Raw genomic sequence first — 19,993 nt, forward strand, 5'->3', positions numbered from 1 at the left:
GCCTGTCCGACCTCTACCCCTTGCCTAACAAGGACTTTTCGGCTATAAAAGGGGCCATGCACTATTTCCCACACCAGAAAACATCAGGATTTATATTTGCCCACCAAGGTGGCTGCAAATGGATCCTCGATTGAGAACGCATACCTTTCTTTGCGCGGTTTGCGCGCGCCCGTAATTCCTAGTATTTTCATTATTAAATAACAGTATATTCTAGCTTTAACCGACGTTTATTACTTCATTTGAGTGAAAAGCGTTTTACCTTATTGAGTTTAAGAGTGAGCTAGTTGATTAGATAGAGGTTTATATGAGTCAGAAATTTGTTTCTTCGACCGCTCCAGAGCCAGTCGGTCTTTATCCTCATGCCCGTAGAGCAGGCAACTTATTATTTTTATCGGGTGTAGGTCCACGTCAGAAAGGCACTAAAGATATTCCGGGTGTAACCCTCGATAGTGAGGGTAATATCACAGACTACTGTATAGAAACCCAATGTCGCAGCGTTTTTGAGAACGTCCGTACTATTCTTAAAGATTCAGGTTCAAGCTGGGATCAGCTTGTCGACGTTCAGGTATTCCTGACCAATATGAAAGATGACTTTAAGACCTATAACAAAGTCTACGCTGAATACTTCGCGGACAATCAGCCCTGTCGAACTACGATCGAGATCAGCTCACTTCCAACGCCAATTGCTATCGAGCTGAAGTGCATCGCAACCATTTACGACGATTAAGGAGATCAGGATGAGTTCAGATTCAGCAACTCTGCCCCCATTTAATCTACATCAGTGGATCGAAGAGCATCGACACCTGCTAAAACCACCGGTTTGTAATAAACAGGTTTTCGAACAGGACGACTTTATCGTCATGGTTGTTGGTGGTCCAAATGGACGCCGCGACTTTCACTATGATGAAGGACCGGAGTTTTTCTACCAGCTTGAAGGTGAGATGGAGCTTCGTACTATCCAGGATGGGAAGCGAGTTAACTACCCGATTAAAGCTGGTGAAGTATTTTTATTACCGCCAAAAGTTCCACACTCACCGGTTCGGTTCAAAGACTCAATCGGCTTAGTCGTAGAGCGCAAACGCCTGCCTGATGAAAAAGACGGCCTGATGTGGTTCTGCGAGAACTGCGATAACAAGCTATACGAGGAATACTTTCCACTGACCAACGTTGAGAAAGATTTCCTGCCTGTCTTTGAGCGTTTCCTGGAAAGCGAAGAGCACAGAACCTGCAATAACTGTGGGACTGTAATGCCGAAAGAAAATAAATTGGACCTGTAGTTTATGAACCCACTAAAAATTGATATCCATACTCATATACTTCCCGAGAACTGGCCTGACTTAAAAGAGCGATATGGTTATGGGGGGTTTGTTCAGCTCGACCACCATAAATGCGGCTGCGCTCGAATGATCGTTGATGGCAAGTTCTTTAGAGAAATTGAAGAAAATTGCTGGTCGCCAGAAGTTCGCATGAAAGAGTGCGATCATCATGGTGTACACGTTCAGGTATTATCAACGGTTCCAATTATGTTCAATTATTGGGCCAAAGCCGAAGATACCCATGACCTGTCTCGTTTTCTTAACGACCATATCGCTGGGATAGTAGAAAAATACCCTAAGCGCTTTATCGGATTAGGAACACTACCAATGCAGGCTCCTGATCTTGCGGTTAAAGAGCTTGAGCGGTGTGTTAAAGAGATAGGGCTTGCCGGAGTGCAAATTGGCTCACACATTAACGACTGGAACCTCAACGATCCGGAATTAGCCGAGTTTTTTGCTGCTGCAGAAGAATTGGACGCTGCAATTTTTGTTCATCCATGGGATATGGTGGGCAAGGAAAAAATGCAAAAGTACTGGATGCCATGGCTTGTCGGTATGCCAGCTGAAACGTCCCTTGCCATAAACTCTATGATTTTTGGCGGCGTCCTGGAGCGTCACCCGAATCTTCGTGTCGCTTTTGCTCACGGTGGCGGAAGCTTCCCGGCGACAATCGGCCGTATTGAGCATGCTTACAATGTTCGCCCTGATTTAATGGCGGTAGATAACCCGCATAATCCACGTAAGTATCTTGAGCAAATTTATCTGGATACCTTGGTGCATGATAAAGGGATGCTTGATTATATTGTCAATTTGATGGGACCTGAAAAATTAGCTCTGGGTACTGACTACCCCTTCCCTCTGGGAGAGCTAGAGCCAGGTAAGTTAATCGAGTCCATGAACTATGATCGTTCTGTTGAAGATCGTCTGTTACATGGCACGGCTCTGGAATGGCTAAAATTGAATAAGCAGGACTTTATGCCATGAGTACTTTCGTCGAGTTTGATGGACGAACGTATCAGCTGGAGCTGTCTCAGGCCAGCTCCATCGCGATCCCGCTAACTTTCGATAAGAATCAACCGAATCACTTTGGAGCCAACCGAGCGGAAAAAGAAATTTTGCAGGGGAGCGATTTTGTAGGCGACACCCGCCAGGGAGGTAGCTGCAATGTCAGTAGTATTAAAATGGTGCCACATTGCAATGGAACCCATACAGAAACCGTTCACCATATTACTGATGAGCCCGTATTGATTGGCGATTCTCTGAGTAGTTCGCTAACCAGCTGCTATCTGCTATCAGTGACACCGCAGCGTGCCAGTGAAACAGACGAGCACTACCATCCTAATCTAGAGGACAGCGACCTGCTCATTACTCGACAGGCCCTGGAGCAGGAGTTATCGAGTCAGGATCTGGATCTGATGGGCGCTATTGCCGTTCGAACGCTTCCAAATACCGAAGGCAAGTGTCGACGCGAGTATGGTGAATCCCAACAGCCCCCATTTTTCTCAACCGAGGCGATCGAGTGGCTCAGCCATTCTAATATCCATCACCTTTTAGTCGACTTCCCTTCTATCGATAAGATGTTCGACCAAGGACAGTTGCATAATCATCATACCTTCTGGAATGTACCTCAAGGCACCCATCAACTGACCGACACTACGTTGCTCCACCGGACTATTACCGAAATGATTTTCGTCGACGATGATATTACCGATGGCCTGTATTGGCTCAACCTGCAGCTACCCCACTTTCAGCTGGACGCGGCACCAAGCCGCCCAGTGTTATACCCGTTAACTGACATTACTGATGACAGTGATGACTAAGTTTGGAACAAGAACATGAGTACAATTTTTAGTTTAGACCACGCAAAGGATCTGGATAACCAAGATCCCCTTAGAGAAATTCGTGAAGAATTTTCTATACCAAAACAAAGCAATGGCGAAGATGAAATTTACCTGTGCGGCAACTCTCTTGGATTACAGCCTCGCCTTGCCGCACAGTATGTGAATGATGAGTTAGGTCAGTGGCGGGCTCTGGGTGTTAAAGGCCATTTTTCCGGTGATTACCCATGGATGCCTTATCATGAGTTTTTAAGTCAGGGGTTTGCTGATCTGGTTGGTGCCAAAACCACCGAAGTCGTGAGTATGAATACACTAACAGCAAACCTACACTTTATGATGGTCAGCTTTTATCGCCCGACTAACCAACGTCATAAAATTATTATCGAAGACCATGCATTCCCTTCTGATCATTATGCTGTTGAGTCTCAAATCAAGTACCACGGCCATGATCCGAAAGAGAGCATGATTTTATTAAAGCCTCGTGATGGCGAGGAGACTCTGCGCGATGAAGATATAATTCAGGCTATCGAGGAGCACGGTGACACCACCTCTTTAATCTTATTGCCGGGAGTTCAGTACTATACCGGTCAGGTTCTGGATATGGAGTCGATTACTAAGGCCGGCCACGCCAAAGGTTGTTATGTTGGTTTCGATCTGGCTCATGCTGCGGGTAATATTCCGATGGAACTGCATCAATGGGGACCAGATTTCGCTGCATGGTGTACTTATAAATACTTAAACTCAGGCCCCGGTTCTGTTGCGGGCTGCTTTGTCCACGAACGTCACCACAAGAACAAAGAGCTTCCTCGGTTTGCTGGCTGGTGGGGACATGACAAAGAGTCGCGCTTTAAAATGGAAAACAGTTTTGTTCCAACGGAAAGTGCCGAAGCATGGCAATTATCCAACCCGCCGATTCTATCCCTGGCCTCAATACGCGGTTCTCTGGATACTGTGGCAAAAGCTGGTGGCATCCATAAGCTACGCGAAAAATCTCTGAAGCTGACAGCCTATCTTCGTCAGTTATTGGAAAGCGAACTGGCTGATGAAGTGAACATTCTGACACCGAAATCAGAAAAAGCATCTGGTGCGCAACTTTCGCTTACGATTAACTTGCACGGAACCGACGGCAAAACAATTTTTGATGCGATTGAAGCGGCAGGTGTTACCTGTGACTTCCGATATCCTAACGTGATTCGGGTTGCACCAGTTCCGCAGTACAACTCATTCGAAGACTGTTATCGTTTTGTGGTTATCCTCAAACAAGCTATCGAGGGAGCAGCATCATGAGCAGTAAAGAAGAAATTACGTTAATTGGTGCGGGTCTGGTTGGCTCACTGATGAGTATTTATTTAGGCCAACGCGGTTATCAGGTCAACGTCTATGAAAAGCTTCCTGATATTCGCAAGACAACGATTCCTGCAGGTCGCTCAATAAACCTTGCTCTAGCTAACCGCGGTATTCGAGCACTGGAACAGGTTGGGATCATAGACAAGGTTAATGAGTTACTGATTCCGATGAAAGGACGTATGTTGCATGATGTAAATGGTGAATTAACGCTGCAACCCTACGGCCGTAAGCCAGAAGAAGTTATTTACTCGGTTTCACGTGCAGGGCTGGTCAGTTTATTGCGTGACGAAGCAGAGTCTACAGGTAACGTGACGTTCTGCTTTGAGCAGGGATTGACCGACATCGATCCAGATAACAAGACGTTTAGTATTAAACATACTCAGACTAATAATATTCAGACACTAGATTACGATATATTGTTAGGAGCAGACGGAGCCGGCTCTCAAACTCGTCAGGTACTAGAAAAGCTAGGTGTTGACGGATTCTCTTCAGAACTGCTCGAACATTCCTACAAAGAATTAACCATCCCAGCAGGAACTGCTGACGCTCCATTCCAGATCGAAAAGGAAGCACTACATATTTGGCCTCGAGGGGGTTATATGCTCATTGCCCTACCCAACCTTGACGGATCATTTACTGTAACCCTGTTTATGCCTAACGAAGGGCCTGTCAGCTTCGAAGCCTTCAAGAGTAAAGAAGAGGTTGAGGCATTCTTTAAAGAGCAGTTTTCTGATGTTCTGGAGTTAATTCCGAGCCTGGCTCAGGACTACTTCAATAATCCTACTGGGATATTGGGAACCGTCCGCTCAAAGAATTGGTCTTATAAAGACATTCTATTGTTCGGTGATGCTTCTCATGCCATCGTTCCTTTTCATGGGCAGGGCATGAACTGCGGCTTCGAGGACTGCTCTGAGTTACACCGTTTGCTAAATCAGTACTCGGATGACTGGTCCCCAGTAATGCAGGCATTTGCAGATGCTAGAAAAGATAATGCCAACGCTATCGCAGACATGGCGCTAGAAAATTACATTGAAATGCGGGACTCTGTTCGTGATCCAAAATTCCAGTTAAAGAAACAAATAGCCTTTAAGCTGGAAGAGCTGTACCCAACCACGTTCATACCTCGCTACTCTATGGTGATGTTCCACCATATGCCTTATGCTGAGGCGTATCGTCGCGGAAAAGTCCAAAACGATATCTTAAATCAGTTAACAGAGAACAGTGATAGTATCGAACATATAGACTGGGATCAGGCTCGCCAGTTGGTCGAGCAAAATCTTGAACCATTTTCTAAGGAGTTTCTACATTGAAATCTATTATCTTGAACTTGCTGGTGCTTATTGGACTGGGTACACCATCAGTAACTCTGGCATCTGAGAAATCCGAAAATAAAGATAATCAGCTGGCTCAACAGTGGATAAACTATCTGGCCCATGATGATCGTCAAGGTCGCCTTACTGGTAGCGAAGAAAACCTAGAGGTCCAGGATTGGCTCGTGGAGCGTTTTAAAGAGCTCGGCATTAAAACTCTGCCAGGTAAAGATACTTACCGACAACCATTCACAGCTACCGACCGCCAGGGTGAACCACGTCAGGCTGCTAATATCATTGGTTACATTCCATGCCAGTGTGAAAATGATCGTTATTTCATGATTGGCGCACATTATGATCACGTCGGAACCAATCCAAAACTGGATGGTGATACCATCTTCAATGGCGCAGATGATGATGCCAGTGGAGTTGTTGCAACCTTGGTGCTGGCAAAATCACTTCAACAATACGACAGCCTTCCCTTCAACATCATCGTTGCAGCATGGGATGCAGAAGAGATGGGGCTTCAGGGCTCGGATTATTTTGCAAATAACCCATGGGTAGAGCTCAGCAAAATAGAAAGTGGTTTTATGTTCGAGCTGGTAGGTGTACCACTGGAAGATAAGCTCAATAGTGCATGGATGACGGGAGATCAATACTCAAGCCTTTATCCTGTATTGAAAGATGCTCTGGGAAAGCAGGGCTGGGAACTTGATCCGGTATTGGATCCGAAAATGGGTTTATTTTTCCGCTCTGATAATGCGCCCTTCGCATTACTGGATGCGGGTAGTGATGCCATAAAAAAAGCTTTTGAAGGTAAAGGAAAAGTTTCTGTTACAGGTATCCCCATGCATGCCATCTCTGTGTGGCGTGGGCAAGGCCACTATCACCAGACTCATGATGAAGCAGAATTAATCAATATCCCTAATTTAGTTTCATTGGCGCAGGCTCTTGCAGCAGCTCTTAGCGAGTTACCACAGGACACTAAGATCAATTGGCACGACAACCCGCAGTTTGAGTTCTCGCGCCCTTAAGATAGGTAAGCTATTACAGAGGCTGATATGAAGAGTGGTGGCTGAATGCTTTATGTAAGTCAGCCACCATTTGTTGTAAGGCCTGTTCGGAGTATTTCTTCGGCGTAACTTTCCCCCATATGGGAGCAGGCCAGGCAGCATCATCATGGAAACGAGCAACATGGTGAATATGCAGTTGCGGAACCATGTTTCCAAGCGCAGCCTGGTTCATTTTATCCGCCTTAAACGTCTCACTCATGGCTTTCAACACGAACGTTGATTCCTCTGCCAGTATCGTCTGTTGCGACTGACTCAGCTCAAAAACTTCCGATATCTCTGCAACCATAGGGACGAGGATCACCCAGGGGTAATGCTCGTCATTCATCAATAGCACTTGAGATAATTGAAACTCTCCAATTACGATGCAATCGTTAGCCAGTACTGGATGAAGTTTAAAACTCAAGGAACCCCTCCTCTTCATCCGCATTACAATCCACGACATCCTCCGGCGCTGTGCCTCGGATAAATGGAATCTCGATAGCTTCAATGCAGCCATCACCAGCAATTAAGCCCGACTCTGGATCAATCAGCTTCCACTCGATCTCGTCGTAATATCCCAGCCTTAAAGACTCTGTTGGCACGCCATTAAAAATGTCGGTAAACACAGGTAGTGCTGCTGAAGAGCCGGTTATATTTGCTTCTTTGTTATCATCACGGCCAACCCAGACTACTGCCAAATGCTCACCTGAGAAACCCGCGAACCAGGAGTCCTTAAGGTCATTGGTGGTTCCCGTTTTACCCGCAAAGTTCGTAAACGGGTTTTGTTGATGAAGGTAACGGGCGGTTCCTTTCTCAACGACTAGCTGCATACCAGCTTTCACCAGATAGGTATTTAATTCAGAGGCAATACGCTCAGACTCAATTGGATAGCGCTCGAGTAAACTTCCTTCATTATCAGTCACTGCGGTAATCGCAGAAGGCTTAATCTTCAGGCCACCGCTGGCCAGAGACTGGTATAGACCCGCAAGTTCTATAGGAGTCAGTTCTAACACACCCAAAGGTAATGCATCCAGGGCTCGAACTTCTTCTTCTACACCCGCCTGCTCAATAAACTCCGCTACCGTATCGATGCCTACCAGCTGGCCCAAACGAGCCATGGCAATATTGTAGGACTCCATGAGGGCTACAAACAGCGGTACTTCACCGTGAAAGCGGCGGTCATAATTCCTAGGAACCCATAAGGTACCGTCACGCTGCTTAATTGATAACTCCTCATCACTCACAATGGTCGCCAGATTATAATCATCTGTTTTTTCCAGGGCAGCCAATACGACATATGGCTTAATCACAGAACCAATCTGACGTTTCGCATCAATAGCACGGTTAAAGCCCGCCTTATCGGAATAACGATCGCCAACCAGGGCCAGAATATTACCTGTTTCACTTGAAGTAATGATTACAGCAGTCTGTAGGGAATCTTCTTCGATCCCTTTCATCAGCTCGATACGCTCCAATGTTGTCTGTACTTTTTCTTCGGTATAACGCTGCATCACCGGATCAAGTGTAGTAAAAATTCTCAAACCTTCCGATCTCAGCTCTTCTTCCGAATAAGACTTCTGCAACTGTCGACGTACCAGATCCATGAATGCAGGGACTCTAGATAACTTCAGTGAGGGTTTGGAAACCACCGACAAAGTCGTCTGGCGCTGCTGTTTATATTCTTGCTCAGTCAAAATTTTCTGTTGGTACATTATTTTCAGTACCTGATTTCGACGCTGCAGCGATGCTTCTTTATTTCTTCTTGGGTTATAACCGGTTGGGCTCTTTAACATTCCGACCAATAATGCCGATTGTGCTGGAGTCAGATCTCTCGCTCGTTTGTCAAAGAAATACTGGCTGGCTAACCCAACACCATGAATAGCACGACCACCATCTTGCCCAAAATATACCTCGTTAAAATAGGCCTGTAGGATGTCCTCTTTTTCATAGCGAACTTCTAAGATAACGGACATTATGGCTTCCTTAAATTTTCGCCATAGAGTCCGCTCATTGGTTAAAAAGTAGTTTTTAACCAGCTGTTGAGTAATGGTGCTTCCGCCCTGGGCTCGGCCATCACTAGTCACGTTGTGCCACAGAGCTCTCGCCACGGCTTTTACTGACACCCCACTGTGCTCATAGAAATCTCTGTCCTCAACTGCCAGTAACGCCTGTTTCAAATGATCAGGAACGCGATCAAGGTGCACCAGAATTCTGTCCTCTAAACGATTGGGGTGAAACTGACCTATTAGCAACGGATCGAGTCGAGCCATCTGCAGGGACTCACCGGTATCTCGATTTTTGAGGTCCTTGATACGTCCCGACTTAATATTGAAAGAGACCGGTAGCGCTGGCTGTGTACTATCCCAGAACTGGAACTCACGGATATAGATGAAAAAAGAATTCTGATAGTTCTCATAATCACCCTGCCGAGTAGCCTTAACGACTTTACGATAGCCCAGCAACTCCAGTTCCTGGCGTAAGCGTGTCGGTGTCATCGGCTTACCGTTCGCCAGATCAAGAGACTGAGCATACACTCGAGCGGGTAACTCCCAACGATTCTCTTTAAATTTACTCTGGATGATAGAATCGAGATAAATCGTAAAGCCGGCAAATACAACTATAAAAATTAAGGCCAACTTCCAAAATAATGAACGTAACTTCTTTCGACGCGCCAGTTTCGCTTCATTCTTTTTATTACTGGTTTTCTTTCGAGTCTTTTTTGACATATTATCGGATTATTGGTTTCTATCCGTTTATACTAACAAATTAAAGCTCAATAATTATATGTCTTCTATAGCAAATTCTGGTAAAAATATGGCGAGACTGTTTTTTGCCATTGATTTACCGCAACATCTCAAGAATAAACTCGAGTTATTACAGCAGACGAACCCTGCTTTCATGGGTCGTGCAGTTAACCCTCACAACTTTCATATCACACTTCAATTTTTAGGCTCAGTCGCCCCAGATACTGTGGATGAAATCATTGAAGCCGTTTCTATCCCCGGAATCAGGCCTTTCTCCACCAGCATTGAACGTTACGCCTATTACCCAAAAAATGAGGTCGGTTGCGTTGAAGTAAGTCAGGGCAATCTTAAACTAAAGGACCTGAAGAACCATATAAGCCGCTGCCTGGCGGACGCTGGACTTCATTTCGCCAAAGACAGACATTCATTCAGGCCACACGTTACTTTATTCAGGGAGTGTCAGGCGTTATCTGAAATTGAACAAGCGCTGGATTTAAGCTTTACGGTCGACCATTTCTGTCTGATGCAGTCACATCAAAATCATAAAGGAGTGTATTACGAAGTAATTGAGGAATGGGATACTTACGAGCCCACTGTCAAAGAGCAGTTTTTCGGAATAAAAGATTAGAGGATAAAGTCATTCCCGCGAACACGGGAATGACCATTATCTTTAGCTACGTAATAGCTTAGCAGCGATCGTTCTAAAACCAAGACCAGTGCCGCCAGCAGCCCACTTTGATGTTGGGCTATCATTGTAAGCTGATGCCAAATCAATATGCAGCCAGCCTTTACCATCATTAGGTACGAAACGTGATAAGAACCCTGCCGCGTTACTCGCACCACCGGGACCACCACCCTTAACGGCCTTACTGTTTGCAGTATCGGCAAACTGAGACGGGCAACGATGCGCATGAAACGGTTCAAGCGGCAAAGGCCAGTGCTTTTCCTGCTCATCAGTAGCAATGCTCAGGTACTCCGTGCTCGCTTCCTGATCCAATGCGAATACACCGTTATAATCGTTACCCAGAGCCGTTACAGCGGCTCCTGTTAGTGTTGCCGCATCAATAATGACGTCAGCCCCAGACTCGCCAGCCAGTAATAAACCATCAGCCAGTACAACACGACCTTCAGCATCAGTATTATGAATTTCAACAGTCAGGCCATTAGGATACGTTAAAATATCTCCCAACTTGTATGCATGGCCACTGATCAAGTTTTCAGCGCAGCACAGATACAAGTTCACCGGCTTATCAAGGCCTCGCAAAATCGCTAGAGCCAGACCACCGGTTACGGTAGCCGCGCCACCCATATCTGCTTTCATGTGCAACATGCCAGCGCTTGGCTTAATACTGTAGCCACCACTATCAAAAGTAATGCCTTTACCCACCAGCGCCGCAGCTGGTTTATCGCCATTACCCTTTGGATCAAACTTTAATTTTAACAATGCTGGTGGGCGCTTTGAGCCGCGACCAACTTCCCAGGTACCGATATGGCCCTGCTTCTCCAGGTCTTCGCCAGAAACAATTTCATAGCTGACATGATCTGGAGACAGGCTTTGTACAAACTGCGCCGCTTCTTGAGCCAGTACTTCCGGAGCTAACACTTCCGGAGTTTCATTAACCATTGAGCGCATCCAGCGGCTCACCTGAATTCGTGCATCAAGTTCGGCGCTATCTTTTTCGCTCAAATCAGCAAAATCAATCTGAACGTCAACTTTTGGTTCATAAGCACCTTGGAAAAAGGCCCATTGCTGCTCAAGCGACCAGTCGCCTTTTAATGCAAAAAAGGACAAGCCCTGAGCCATTAAACGTCGTGCTGCAACCTGAACCATCTCCGCATCATCAGTGTGGATCGTCGCACTATCTTCTTTAAAACTGAGTAGCGCACCTTCACCCCATTGTGCTGGCGCACTATCGCTTGATAGATAAATATCTAAAGTCATAAGAATCCTTACAGTATTGTATTGCAGGAGCCTAGAACAAATGCCCCAGTTTCGATTGCTTAGTCGACAGATACATGGCGTTATGAGGGTTTTGACCAAACTTCAGTGGTACGCGTTCGACCACATCGATCCCAGCGTCCTTCATCGAGCTGACTTTTCTAGGGTTATTGGTCATCAGGCGAATCTTTTTAATGCCTAACTGCTCCAAGGCATCCGAGGCAACTTTAAAGTCCCGCTCATCGGCACCAAAACCAAGATGCTCATTCGCCTGGACTGTATCCATTCCCTGATCCTGTAATGAATAGGCTCGGATTTTGTTAGTCAAGCCAATGCCTCGCCCTTCCTGTCTCAGGTACAGCAAAACACCGGAGCCTTGCTCAGCAATTTTTTCCAGAGCTGCTCGCAACTGAAATCCACAGTCACAACGCAAGCTAAATAATGCATCGCCTGTTAAACATTCAGAATGAATTCGGGCCAATACAGGCTCCTCACCTTCCCAGTCACCATACGTCATGGCAACATGTTCTTTACCATCATTCGTTTCTAAGGCGTGAATGACAAAATCTCCCCAAGGAGTAGGAAGTTTGGCCTGTAGGCTATCTTTTTGGTTCATTAGATCAGTTTTACCACTATCTGTCGGAAACCCCATCATTTTACACTAACTGTCAAACCAGCAACAGCCTGCATCTTAAACTGCACGATTATCCTCTAGCAGCTGAGCAACAACCACCCAGAACTCATGCCAGTTATCAGGTGTATCGGCATGACCGGTAGAGTAAATTTTGTGCTCGGCATCCTGCTTGGCGGCCAGTAACTTGGTTAGTGCATTAATCGGAACGGTTTTATCGGTTTTGCCATGAATCATGTACGCCATACCGTCATAATCCTTTAATGCTGAGACATTATCAAACGGGTCCCTTACCAGAAAGTGCGGTAGCCAGCGTTGCCGAGCTAAGTCAGTGATGCTGGAGTAAGTTGACATCAATACCACTGCATAAGGATTTTTTTCTGATAATACACTGAGGACGGCACCACCACCCATGGAGCGGCCCATGAGGGATATATGCTTACTATCCAGCTGGGGTTGTTGTTCAATCCAGTTATAGGCTTTCAGCATACATTCTTTAATGGTGTTATAACTGGGCTTACCGTCGGAACGTCCGTAACCGGGATACTCGACCAGCACGACCCCGAAACCTTTTTCCCGGACATAGTCGACTCGATTTGCCCAATCATCAATGATGTTGCCATTACCATGAGCAAACATAATCACCGGAGTCAGCTCTCCAAACCTTTGATTTATCGGCGGCATATAAGCCAGTTCAAACTCACCTTGTGAGAATGGTAGACGAATTAACTCACCTCCAGCTTGAGTTATTAATTCGGCATCTGGCACGGGCAGTTCATGTGTAGGAAACAACATTCTGCGCTGCAAGAAATAGAACACCAGTATGTAGAGCAAGTAACTTGCCGACAGTCCAATAAGACCCCAGATCACTATATGCATATCTCTTATATATTGCGTCTATTATTTATACTGTTAGAATTCTTTTATTCTAACACCAACTGAGCGTTCTTGCGTTATACTCTCGCTCGCATGGTAAGTAAAATAGTAACTATTTAACAATGAGCTCCAATATGTCACATTTATGTTTAGTCACCGATATTAAAGACGGCCAAGCTAAAGCGTACCCGCACCCATCCGCGTCAGAAGACCGTGACATTATTATTGTCCGCCAGGGACTCAATGTGTATGGCTATATCAATCGCTGCCCTCATGCCGGAACCAATCTAAACTGGCAGGAAGACGAATTCATGACCGACGACGAGCAATTTATGATGTGCTTTACCCATGGCGCTCTTTTTGAACCCAATACAGGTAAGTGTGTGGCAGGCCCTTGTGCAGGCGCTCACCTTAGCGAAGTAAAACTGGAAGTGGAAAACGGAAAGGTTTTTTACGCGGGATAAGAAACTAACAAAATAAGTGACTTAAAAGATCAAGCAATCAAACGTAGCTTAAAACAGCGGTAGGGTATTTGAGCAATCTGCTCTTAATCTACACTTACTACTATTTTTACAGTTACATCCATGTAGTTATCTACTTTTTTGCTGCATTCAACTTCATATTCTTTGCTAGTGTATTCAGTTTTGACCTTCATATTCGTAGTGGTCTCAAACTCAGCGCTATGAACTTTAACATTATTAGGCAGAGAGCCTGGCTTGGTTTTTTTAATAGCTTCTATAAAATCTTTGGCAACCTCACTACATTCCTTTTCTATATTTTCTATTTGGCTGCCTACAACTGGCCCCGAAAAAAGTAAACCCAGTGTTATTAGCTTTTGTTTATAACTTTTGTTTTTAAACATCCTTTTATCCTGATAAGTAACTATTATTAAGGAGCCAGTCTACCCGTCACCCCAAACGTCCCTCTCAAGCCAAGTTCCTCATTAGAGATCTTCTATTAATCTAATCTCGCTCCATGTTTCTATGTCGAAATTACTTTAACTTAAACTCCTATTGAAGCATTTTAGCTATCTAAAAGACTAGCAAACAAAAAGAAAGTTACAATCATAAATTAGTATCGTTTTGTATCGGCTAATTTGCATTAAAAACAAAGCAGTTAAGCATTAAATTTTATCTATACATTTCTTTTTATTGCCCTGCTATATATAGTGCTTCAAATACAATTCTTGCATTAAATATAAACCCCAATATCATAAGAAAAATTTATAAGGCACTAAGGTTTTTAATTTTGAAGTTCTCGCCCCCTCTTATCAAAGCCACTCTTCTCAAACGCTACAAACGTTTTTTAGCGGACGTTGTGAGCGACGAACATGGTGAGTTTACCGCTCATTGTCCCAACACAGGTTCAATGAAAAACTGCTGGCAGGAAGGTGATACTGCGTGGCTGCTGGACTCTCAAAATCCGAAACGAAAATATCGCTACACCTGGGTCCTTAACCATAACCTCAAGGGCGACTGGATATGTATTAACACTCACCTCGCCAACCAGATTGTGACCGAAGGAATTGAAAACGGTGTTTTAAAAGAATTGCAGGACTATGAGTCACTGCAGCAGGAAGTGAAGTATGGCGACGAAAACAGCCGTATTGATCTGCTTCTGACAGATCCTGAGAAACCAGACTGCTATGTTGAAATCAAAACGGTTACGTTATTGGAGACAGGCGAGGAGTTTTCCGATGGAGCTGGTTTCTTTCCAGACGCCGTCAGCGCCCGTGGTCAAAAGCATTTAAGGGAGCTGATAGCTATGGTTGAGCAGGGTCAGCGAGCCGTTTTATTATTTCTGGTACAGCATTCCGGCATCCAAACTGTCAGTCCCGCAGCACACATTGATCCAAAATATGCTGAATTATTGAACAGTGCAGCACAAAAAGGGGTTGAAATTTATGCATATAATACCCATATCAGTGCCGCAGAAATAACTTTGCAACAGGACTTACCAGTAATTTTTTAGTAAATTCAATGGGTTGGTCAAAAAAAACGCAAAATTTGCTTGTTTTTAGCAAATTCGGCTTTTCAATTGGTACTCATAGGGCTAATATCCCTCTTTCACTTTTTTAAAAGTTTGTCAATGCAAATGAAAAAAGTGAACTGATTTACCATTAGTCATGGAGCATTAAATTCGATGCCACGTAAAAAAACAGCTACAAACACAACGTTAGAAAAACTTGGAATTCAGCCTTATAAAGAAAAGAAAGGCGAAGAGTATATGAACGATGCTCAGTATGAGCACTTCCGTCATATCCTCAACGAATGGAAAAAACAGTTGATGGAAGAAGTTGATCGTACTGTACACCATATGCAGGACGAAGCTGCGAACTTTCCCGATCCAGTGGATCGTGCATCACAGGAAGAAGAGTTCTCGCTTGAGTTACGCACACGCGATCGTGAACGCAAACTGTTAAAGAAAATTATTCAATCTATTGGCAAGATTGACGACGAAGAATACGGCTACTGCGAATCTTGTGGTATCGAAATTGGTATTCGTCGCCTTGAAGCTCGCCCAACTGCAGAGCTTTGCATTGACTGCAAAACGTTAGACGAAATAAAAGAACGTCAATACGGCAGTTAATGCCCCAAAAGCCACTAGATTTACAGACCTCCTCCCCGGCCGATACGTCTGAGTCTGGGGCGGAAAATGCTACCTCGCATATACACCTTATGCGGGGTCGCTTCGCTCCATCTCCCTCAGGACCGCTCCATTTCGGCTCACTGATTGCCGCGGTTGGTAGTTACCTTATCGCCAAAACCCATAATGCAGAATGGCAGGTTCGGATCGAAGATATCGATCCACCACGCGAGATTGCCGGCGCGACAGATACTATTCTCAGACAGCTGGAAGCTTTTGGTCTTCACTGGGATGGCCCTGTTATTTATCAGAGTGAACATATTCCGAGATTTCAGCAGATACTGGAGGAACTCAAAACCAAGGGGTTGCTCTACGCCTGTAATTGCACAAGAAAACAAATTAATAAAGTCAGTGATAATGGTCGCTACCCAAATATCTGTAGTGGCAAAAACCTCGGCTTTGATGGCGAAGTTGCCTGGAAGCTTCGTCATGGACAAGGTCAATATGACTTTATGGATTTGATTCAGGGCGAATGCCAGTTTCCCCAGGACCTGTACCAAGAGGACTTCACCGTTCGTCGAAAAGATGGGCTAATGGCCTATCAGTTAGCCGTTGTAGTAGATGATATTGATGCAGGAATTGATCACGTGGTTCGAGGCAGTGATTTGCTGGACTCTACTCCGCGCCAATTACGTCTATATGAGGTTCTGAGCAAGGAACCCCCTCTTTGGTACCACTTACCGGTAGCCATAAACCAGGATGGCAATAAATTATCCAAGCAAAACCATGCCGAAGCGGTGAGCGAGGAGAAAGCTGGACCATTGTTGGTCGAAGCTCTGGATTTTCTTGGCCAGCAACCGCCTGCAGATTTAATTAACCAAAGTATTGAACTTATAATGGACTGGGCCTTAGAACACTTTTCACTGCAAAAGATCCCGCAAAAGCAACAAATCCCTTATTTTGACTAAGGTCTGTGATATTATTGCACCACACTACAAAACGTATGATGTATGAGCGCTTTTTTATCAACAGTTAAACGATGGTTTTCAGGATCCGGTCATGATAATTCAAATCGAGATGATGCCCAATCAGCTATGACTGACTCCAGCCATATTGTACCGCGCGATCACCATACGGTATCCCGAAAAGAAATCAGTGAGAATGCACTGAAAGTCCTCTACCGCCTCAGCAAGGCAGGCTATGAGGCGTTCCTTGTGGGTGGCGGAGTACGAGACATTCTGCTTGGCTTACATCCCAAGGACTTTGATATAGCTACAAACGCAACTCCAGAACAGGTTCGAAAGCTGTTCAGAAACAGCCGTATTATTGGTCGTCGCTTTAAGCTGGTACATATCCTATTTGGCCGGGATATGATTGAAGTTGCTACTTTCCGTGCTCACTGCGACCAAAAGATCGAACAGGCATCCGAAGGAATGATTCTGCGGGATAATGTTTACGGTGATATTGAGGAGGACGCTGAGCGTCGTGACTTCACCATCAACGCGCTTTACTACAATATTAAAGATTTCAGCGTTCATGACTACTGTGGTGGTTTAACCGATTTAAGAAAGCGCCAGCTTAGAATGATTGGCGATGCTGAAAAGCGCTACCGGGAAGACCCTGTTCGTATGTTAAGAGCAATACGTTTGTCTACAAAGTTAGAGCTTAGTATTGAGCCTGAAACAAAGGCTCCTATTTCTGATCTGGCGCCCTTATTAGAACAGGTTCCTGCAGCAAGACTATGGGAAGAGTACCGAAAAATGTTTCTGTCTGGCAAAGGCCAGGCAACGTTTCAGTCGTTACAGCAACACGACCTGTTGTCCAAGTTATTCCCGGCAACTGACCACCTGATGCACGTTCATGCCGACTTTGAAGCTTTCATTCACTCAGCTCTGGAAAATACCGACCGCAGAATTGCCGACGATAAAACCGTCAACCCAGCATTTTTGATCGCAGTTTTCTTATGGCAGCCTTTACTCGAAGAAGCCCATAAGATGGAAACCCGCGGTATGAACTTTAATGACGCCTTTTTTAAAAGTATGGGGAAAGTACTGGCAAAACAAAGTCAGCATATTTCTATCCCTAGGCGCTACGGCATGGTTATCCGTGATATCTGGGCGCTGCAAGTTCGCCTGCCACAACGGCATGGCAAAAAAGTGTGGTCTGTACTTGAGCACCCCCGTTTTAGAGCTGGTTATGACTTTCTGATGTTACGTGCAGAAGCTGATCCTTCTCTTCGTGAGACTGCCGACTGGTGGACCAAGTTTCAGGATGCTGACAAAAGTACCCAGCACTCAATGTTACCGAAAAGTAAACGTCGCAAACCCAAGCGACGTAAGAAAAACAAGAATCAGCACTAGTGCGGGTCATCTATGCAGTCCATCAGCTACATAGCTCTAGGCAGTAATCTAAACCATCCCGAGCAGCAAATTATCCGGGCACTACAGGCCCTTGACGGACTACCTGGAAGCTATTTGCTGGCCTACTCTAGTTTCTATCAAAGCGCCCCCATGGGACCGCAGGATCAGCCATCCTATATTAATGCTGTAGCAAAGTTATCGACAGCTTTATCTCCCATCGAGCTTCTCGACGCGTTACAAAAGATTGAAGATACCCAGGGGCGTAAGCGTGAAAAGCGGTGGGGTGCTCGAACAATTGATTTGGATATTATTCTCTACGATCATACAATCATGCAAACAGAGCGTTTAATACTTCCTCATTACGGAGCAAAAGAGCGCGACTTTGTGTTGTTACCTTTATCAGAAATATCGCCTCGCTTAACCTTCCCTGATGGCGAATCGGTTCAAGAAGCGTTGCAACACTGCCAGAACTATGGATTGCAGAAAATAACGATAGATAATGACCAGGAGACTATGAGTCGGCATGAATTATAAAATTCCACATAACTTTATCGCGGTAGAAGGCCCTATCGGGGTAGGCAAAACGACCTTAGCTCGCAAGCTATCAGAAGTTCTAGGCAGTGATCTCATTTTGGAAGAAGCAGAGGAAAACCCTTTCCTGGAGCGATTTTACCAAGATCCAAAAAACGGTGCGCTACCAACACAGCTATACTTTCTTTTTCAACGTGCACGACAGCTTCAGGAAGTCCGCCAATCAGATATGTTTACCCCACTGAGAGTAGCAGACTATCTGATGGATAAGGACCGCCTGTTTGCGCGCTCAACGCTGGATGAGGAAGAACTGAGACTGTATGAGCAGGTTTATGAAAACCTCACTATTGATGCACCCAAACCCGATTTAGTTATTTACCTGCAAGCAGATCCTTCAGTGCTGGCTGAGCGTATTAAAAAACGCGGACGCCGAGAAGAGGCTCCTATCAGTCAGGAATACCTGAAAACTATTGGTGATGCCTACACTGACTTCTTCTATTATTATCAGGAGTCCCCGCTACTGATCGTCAATGCTTCAGGTATTGATCTGGTCGAGAATGAAAAAGATTTTGAAATGTTGCTGGAGCAGATCCATGCAACAACTTCTGGACGAAACTACTTTAACCCGCATCCAGCAGTATAAATGCAACTGCCAAGAGAACTGCTATGAAGTACACAAGCATAAGTCAAATTGAAAAACTAAAAGCCGAAGGTGAAAAATTCTCTTGTCTCACGGCCTATGACGCCACCTTTGCTGGTTTGATGTCAAAAGTCGGCATTGACGTCATTCTTATTGGTGATTCGTTAGGTAACGTTATTCAGGGACAACAAACGACGGTGCCTGTAACTCTAGAAGATATGGAATACCACATTGCCTGTGTCGCTCGAGGCAACAAAAGTTGCTTGCTCATTGGCGATATGCCCTACATGACATACAGCACTCCGGAAGAAGCTTACCAGACTGCTCGCCGGATTATGCAGGCAGGCGCGAAGATGGTAAAACTTGAAGGTGGAGCCTGGCTGGAAGACACAATACGGGGCCTGACCGACAGAGGCATTCCCGTCTGTACTCATCTTGGGCTTACTCCACAGTCCGTAGACTCCCTTGGGGGCTTTAAGGTTCAGGGACGCGACAGTAGCGCTGCCAAATCAATGCTAGCCGATGCAAAACGCCTTCAGGAAGCCGGTGCGCGCATGCTAGTACTTGAGTGTGTGCCAAGTGCATTAGCAAAAGAGATCGCTCAAACCCTGACCATTCCTGTCATGGGCATTGGTGCAGGAGTAGAGGTTGATGGGCAGGTTCTGGTGTTGCACGACATGTTGGGTATTTCACCCTTCCAGGCTAAGTTCGTTAAGAACTTCATGGCTGAAGCTCAAGGTGATATCACTGCAGCTATTCAGCAATTCCATGATGAGGTGAAAGCCAAGACTTTCCCTGCACCAGAACACTCGTTTGAATAAGT

At 45.3% G+C, this 19,993-nt stretch carries 22 protein-coding genes; 16 read left to right on the forward strand and 6 right to left on the reverse strand.

Annotation, left to right across the window (positions count from 1 at the left end):
- Positions 1-304: 304 nt before the first annotated feature.
- From KS2013_RS10300 to KS2013_RS10330, 7 genes are read left to right on the forward strand one after another with little or no spacing between them, the layout of a single operon-like run.
- Positions 305-727 carry a RidA family protein gene (locus KS2013_RS10300; RefSeq protein ID WP_068993445.1) on the forward strand — a complete coding sequence of 141 codons (423 nt, stop codon included), beginning with the start codon at positions 305-307 and terminating at the stop codon, positions 725-727.
- 10 nt (positions 728-737) lie between these two features.
- The gene (locus tag KS2013_RS10305) at positions 738-1,277 is read left to right on the forward strand and encodes a 3-hydroxyanthranilate 3,4-dioxygenase (RefSeq protein WP_068993449.1); all 540 of its coding nucleotides are present in this window, start codon (positions 738-740) and stop codon (positions 1,275-1,277) included.
- A 3-nt stretch (positions 1,278-1,280) separates the two neighbouring features.
- Entirely contained in the window at positions 1,281-2,300 is a 1,020-nt protein-coding gene (locus KS2013_RS10310) for an amidohydrolase family protein (RefSeq protein WP_068993452.1), read from the forward strand.
- Positions 2,297-3,136: a cyclase family protein gene (locus KS2013_RS10315; RefSeq protein WP_068993455.1), complete on the forward strand. Its 840-nt coding sequence runs from the start codon at positions 2,297-2,299 to the stop codon at positions 3,134-3,136. The genes KS2013_RS10310 and KS2013_RS10315 overlap by 4 nt, the downstream gene beginning before the upstream one ends.
- A 15-nt stretch (positions 3,137-3,151) precedes the next feature.
- Positions 3,152-4,441, forward strand: a complete 1,290-nt coding sequence (gene kynU, locus KS2013_RS10320) for a kynureninase (RefSeq protein WP_068993458.1) — start codon at positions 3,152-3,154, stop codon at positions 4,439-4,441.
- Entirely contained in the window at positions 4,438-5,811 is a 1,374-nt protein-coding gene (locus KS2013_RS10325) for an FAD-dependent oxidoreductase (protein WP_068993461.1), read from the forward strand. Before kynU ends, KS2013_RS10325 begins: the two co-directional genes overlap by 4 nt.
- The gene (locus KS2013_RS10330) at positions 5,808-6,845 is read left to right on the forward strand and encodes a M28 family peptidase (RefSeq protein ID WP_068993468.1); all 1,038 of its coding nucleotides are present in this window, start codon (positions 5,808-5,810) and stop codon (positions 6,843-6,845) included. Before KS2013_RS10325 ends, KS2013_RS10330 begins: the two co-directional genes overlap by 4 nt.
- Before the next feature lie 13 nt (positions 6,846-6,858).
- Here the strand turns inward: KS2013_RS10330 and KS2013_RS10335 are convergent, their stop codons facing one another.
- Both KS2013_RS10335 and mrcB read right to left on the reverse strand, forming a co-directional pair.
- Positions 6,859-7,287, reverse strand: coding sequence for an HIT domain-containing protein (locus KS2013_RS10335; RefSeq protein ID WP_211267764.1), 429 nt, complete (start codon positions 7,285-7,287; stop codon positions 6,859-6,861).
- The gene (gene mrcB, locus KS2013_RS10340) at positions 7,277-9,589 is read right to left on the reverse strand and encodes a penicillin-binding protein 1B (RefSeq protein ID WP_083217834.1); all 2,313 of its coding nucleotides are present in this window, start codon (positions 9,587-9,589) and stop codon (positions 7,277-7,279) included. Before mrcB ends, KS2013_RS10335 begins: the two co-directional genes overlap by 11 nt.
- Before the next feature lie 58 nt (positions 9,590-9,647).
- On the opposite strand from mrcB, the gene thpR reads away from it, so the two are divergent.
- On the forward strand, positions 9,648-10,235 hold the full coding sequence (thpR, locus tag KS2013_RS10345; RefSeq protein ID WP_068993471.1) for an RNA 2',3'-cyclic phosphodiesterase: 588 nt from the start codon (positions 9,648-9,650) through the stop codon (positions 10,233-10,235).
- Positions 10,236-10,277: 42 nt separating this feature from the next.
- Here the strand turns inward: thpR and pepB are convergent, their stop codons facing one another.
- The 3 genes from pepB to KS2013_RS10360 all read right to left on the reverse strand — a co-directional run bounded on the left by pepB (position 10,278) and on the right by KS2013_RS10360 (position 12,972).
- Positions 10,278-11,549 carry an aminopeptidase PepB gene (pepB, locus tag KS2013_RS10350; protein ID WP_068993474.1) on the reverse strand — a complete coding sequence of 424 codons (1,272 nt, stop codon included), beginning with the start codon at positions 11,547-11,549 and terminating at the stop codon, positions 10,278-10,280.
- Between the two features lie 31 nt (positions 11,550-11,580).
- Positions 11,581-12,162 carry a GTP cyclohydrolase II gene (gene ribA, locus KS2013_RS10355; RefSeq protein ID WP_068994544.1) on the reverse strand — a complete coding sequence of 194 codons (582 nt, stop codon included), beginning with the start codon at positions 12,160-12,162 and terminating at the stop codon, positions 11,581-11,583.
- Between the two features lie 75 nt (positions 12,163-12,237).
- Positions 12,238-12,972: an alpha/beta hydrolase gene (locus KS2013_RS10360; protein ID WP_228703668.1), complete on the reverse strand. Its 735-nt coding sequence runs from the start codon at positions 12,970-12,972 to the stop codon at positions 12,238-12,240.
- A 215-nt stretch (positions 12,973-13,187) separates the two neighbouring features.
- Here KS2013_RS10360 and KS2013_RS10365 point away from each other — a divergent pair, with 215 nt between their 5' ends.
- The gene (locus KS2013_RS10365; RefSeq protein ID WP_068993479.1) at positions 13,188-13,517 is read left to right on the forward strand and encodes a Rieske (2Fe-2S) protein; all 330 of its coding nucleotides are present in this window, start codon (positions 13,188-13,190) and stop codon (positions 13,515-13,517) included.
- Between the two features lie 83 nt (positions 13,518-13,600).
- On the opposite strand, the gene KS2013_RS10370 is transcribed toward KS2013_RS10365, so the two are convergent.
- Positions 13,601-13,915, reverse strand: coding sequence for a hypothetical protein (locus KS2013_RS10370; protein WP_068993482.1), 315 nt, complete (start codon positions 13,913-13,915; stop codon positions 13,601-13,603).
- 386 nt (positions 13,916-14,301) lie between these two features.
- On the opposite strand from KS2013_RS10370, the gene sfsA reads away from it, so the two are divergent.
- From sfsA to panB, 7 genes are all read left to right on the forward strand, one after another.
- Complete coding sequence (gene sfsA, locus KS2013_RS10375) at positions 14,302-15,024, forward strand: DNA/RNA nuclease SfsA (RefSeq protein WP_068993485.1); 723 nt, start codon at positions 14,302-14,304, stop codon at positions 15,022-15,024.
- 171 nt (positions 15,025-15,195) lie between these two features.
- On the forward strand, positions 15,196-15,642 hold the full coding sequence (gene dksA, locus KS2013_RS10380; protein ID WP_068993488.1) for an RNA polymerase-binding protein DksA: 447 nt from the start codon (positions 15,196-15,198) through the stop codon (positions 15,640-15,642).
- 89 nt (positions 15,643-15,731) lie between these two features.
- On the forward strand, positions 15,732-16,607 hold the full coding sequence (gluQRS, locus tag KS2013_RS10385; RefSeq protein ID WP_068994545.1) for a tRNA glutamyl-Q(34) synthetase GluQRS: 876 nt from the start codon (positions 15,732-15,734) through the stop codon (positions 16,605-16,607).
- A gap of 42 nt (positions 16,608-16,649) precedes the next feature.
- Positions 16,650-17,999, forward strand: coding sequence for a polynucleotide adenylyltransferase PcnB (gene pcnB / locus KS2013_RS10390; RefSeq protein ID WP_068993491.1), 1,350 nt, complete (start codon positions 16,650-16,652; stop codon positions 17,997-17,999).
- A 12-nt stretch (positions 18,000-18,011) separates the two neighbouring features.
- Complete coding sequence (gene folK / locus KS2013_RS10395; protein ID WP_068993492.1) at positions 18,012-18,533, forward strand: 2-amino-4-hydroxy-6-hydroxymethyldihydropteridine diphosphokinase; 522 nt, start codon at positions 18,012-18,014, stop codon at positions 18,531-18,533.
- Positions 18,523-19,173, forward strand: a complete 651-nt coding sequence (locus tag KS2013_RS10400) for a deoxynucleoside kinase (RefSeq protein ID WP_068993493.1) — start codon at positions 18,523-18,525, stop codon at positions 19,171-19,173. Before folK ends, KS2013_RS10400 begins: the two co-directional genes overlap by 11 nt.
- A 23-nt stretch (positions 19,174-19,196) precedes the next feature.
- Complete coding sequence (gene panB / locus KS2013_RS10405; RefSeq protein ID WP_068993496.1) at positions 19,197-19,991, forward strand: 3-methyl-2-oxobutanoate hydroxymethyltransferase; 795 nt, start codon at positions 19,197-19,199, stop codon at positions 19,989-19,991.
- Positions 19,992-19,993: the final 2 nt, after the last annotated feature.

Origin of the sequence: Kangiella sediminilitoris (genome assembly GCF_001708405.1) — a bacterium.
Lineage (GTDB): Bacteria > Pseudomonadota > Gammaproteobacteria > Enterobacterales > Kangiellaceae > Kangiella > Kangiella sediminilitoris.

What these genes read in the sequence shown, in the direction of transcription:
- KS2013_RS10360 (WP_228703668.1), bottom strand. Translation starts at nt 12,972, where the DNA reads ATGTTGTTTCCTACACATGAACTGCCCGTGCCAGATGCCGAATTAATA.
- KS2013_RS10400 (WP_068993493.1), top strand. Translation starts at nt 18,523, where the DNA reads ATGAATTATAAAATTCCACATAACTTTATCGCGGTAGAAGGCCCTATC.
- KS2013_RS10310 (WP_068993452.1), top strand. Translation starts at nt 1,281, where the DNA reads ATGAACCCACTAAAAATTGATATCCATACTCATATACTTCCCGAGAAC.
- pepB (WP_068993474.1), bottom strand. Translation starts at nt 11,549, where the DNA reads ATGACTTTAGATATTTATCTATCAAGCGATAGTGCGCCAGCACAATGG.
- KS2013_RS10315 (WP_068993455.1), top strand. Translation starts at nt 2,297, where the DNA reads ATGAGTACTTTCGTCGAGTTTGATGGACGAACGTATCAGCTGGAGCTG.
- folK (WP_068993492.1), top strand. Translation starts at nt 18,012, where the DNA reads ATGCAGTCCATCAGCTACATAGCTCTAGGCAGTAATCTAAACCATCCC.
- gluQRS (WP_068994545.1), top strand. Translation starts at nt 15,732, where the DNA reads ATGCGGGGTCGCTTCGCTCCATCTCCCTCAGGACCGCTCCATTTCGGC.
- KS2013_RS10365 (WP_068993479.1), top strand. Translation starts at nt 13,188, where the DNA reads ATGTCACATTTATGTTTAGTCACCGATATTAAAGACGGCCAAGCTAAA.
- mrcB (WP_083217834.1), bottom strand. Translation starts at nt 9,589, where the DNA reads ATGTCAAAAAAGACTCGAAAGAAAACCAGTAATAAAAAGAATGAAGCG.
- panB (WP_068993496.1), top strand. Translation starts at nt 19,197, where the DNA reads ATGAAGTACACAAGCATAAGTCAAATTGAAAAACTAAAAGCCGAAGGT.
- dksA (WP_068993488.1), top strand. Translation starts at nt 15,196, where the DNA reads ATGCCACGTAAAAAAACAGCTACAAACACAACGTTAGAAAAACTTGGA.
- KS2013_RS10325 (WP_068993461.1), top strand. Translation starts at nt 4,438, where the DNA reads ATGAGCAGTAAAGAAGAAATTACGTTAATTGGTGCGGGTCTGGTTGGC.
- thpR (WP_068993471.1), top strand. Translation starts at nt 9,648, where the DNA reads ATGTCTTCTATAGCAAATTCTGGTAAAAATATGGCGAGACTGTTTTTT.
- KS2013_RS10300 (WP_068993445.1), top strand. Translation starts at nt 305, where the DNA reads ATGAGTCAGAAATTTGTTTCTTCGACCGCTCCAGAGCCAGTCGGTCTT.
- KS2013_RS10305 (WP_068993449.1), top strand. Translation starts at nt 738, where the DNA reads ATGAGTTCAGATTCAGCAACTCTGCCCCCATTTAATCTACATCAGTGG.
- kynU (WP_068993458.1), top strand. Translation starts at nt 3,152, where the DNA reads ATGAGTACAATTTTTAGTTTAGACCACGCAAAGGATCTGGATAACCAA.
- pcnB (WP_068993491.1), top strand. Translation starts at nt 16,650, where the DNA reads ATGAGCGCTTTTTTATCAACAGTTAAACGATGGTTTTCAGGATCCGGT.
- ribA (WP_068994544.1), bottom strand. Translation starts at nt 12,162, where the DNA reads ATGAACCAAAAAGATAGCCTACAGGCCAAACTTCCTACTCCTTGGGGA.
- KS2013_RS10370 (WP_068993482.1), bottom strand. Translation starts at nt 13,915, where the DNA reads ATGTTTAAAAACAAAAGTTATAAACAAAAGCTAATAACACTGGGTTTA.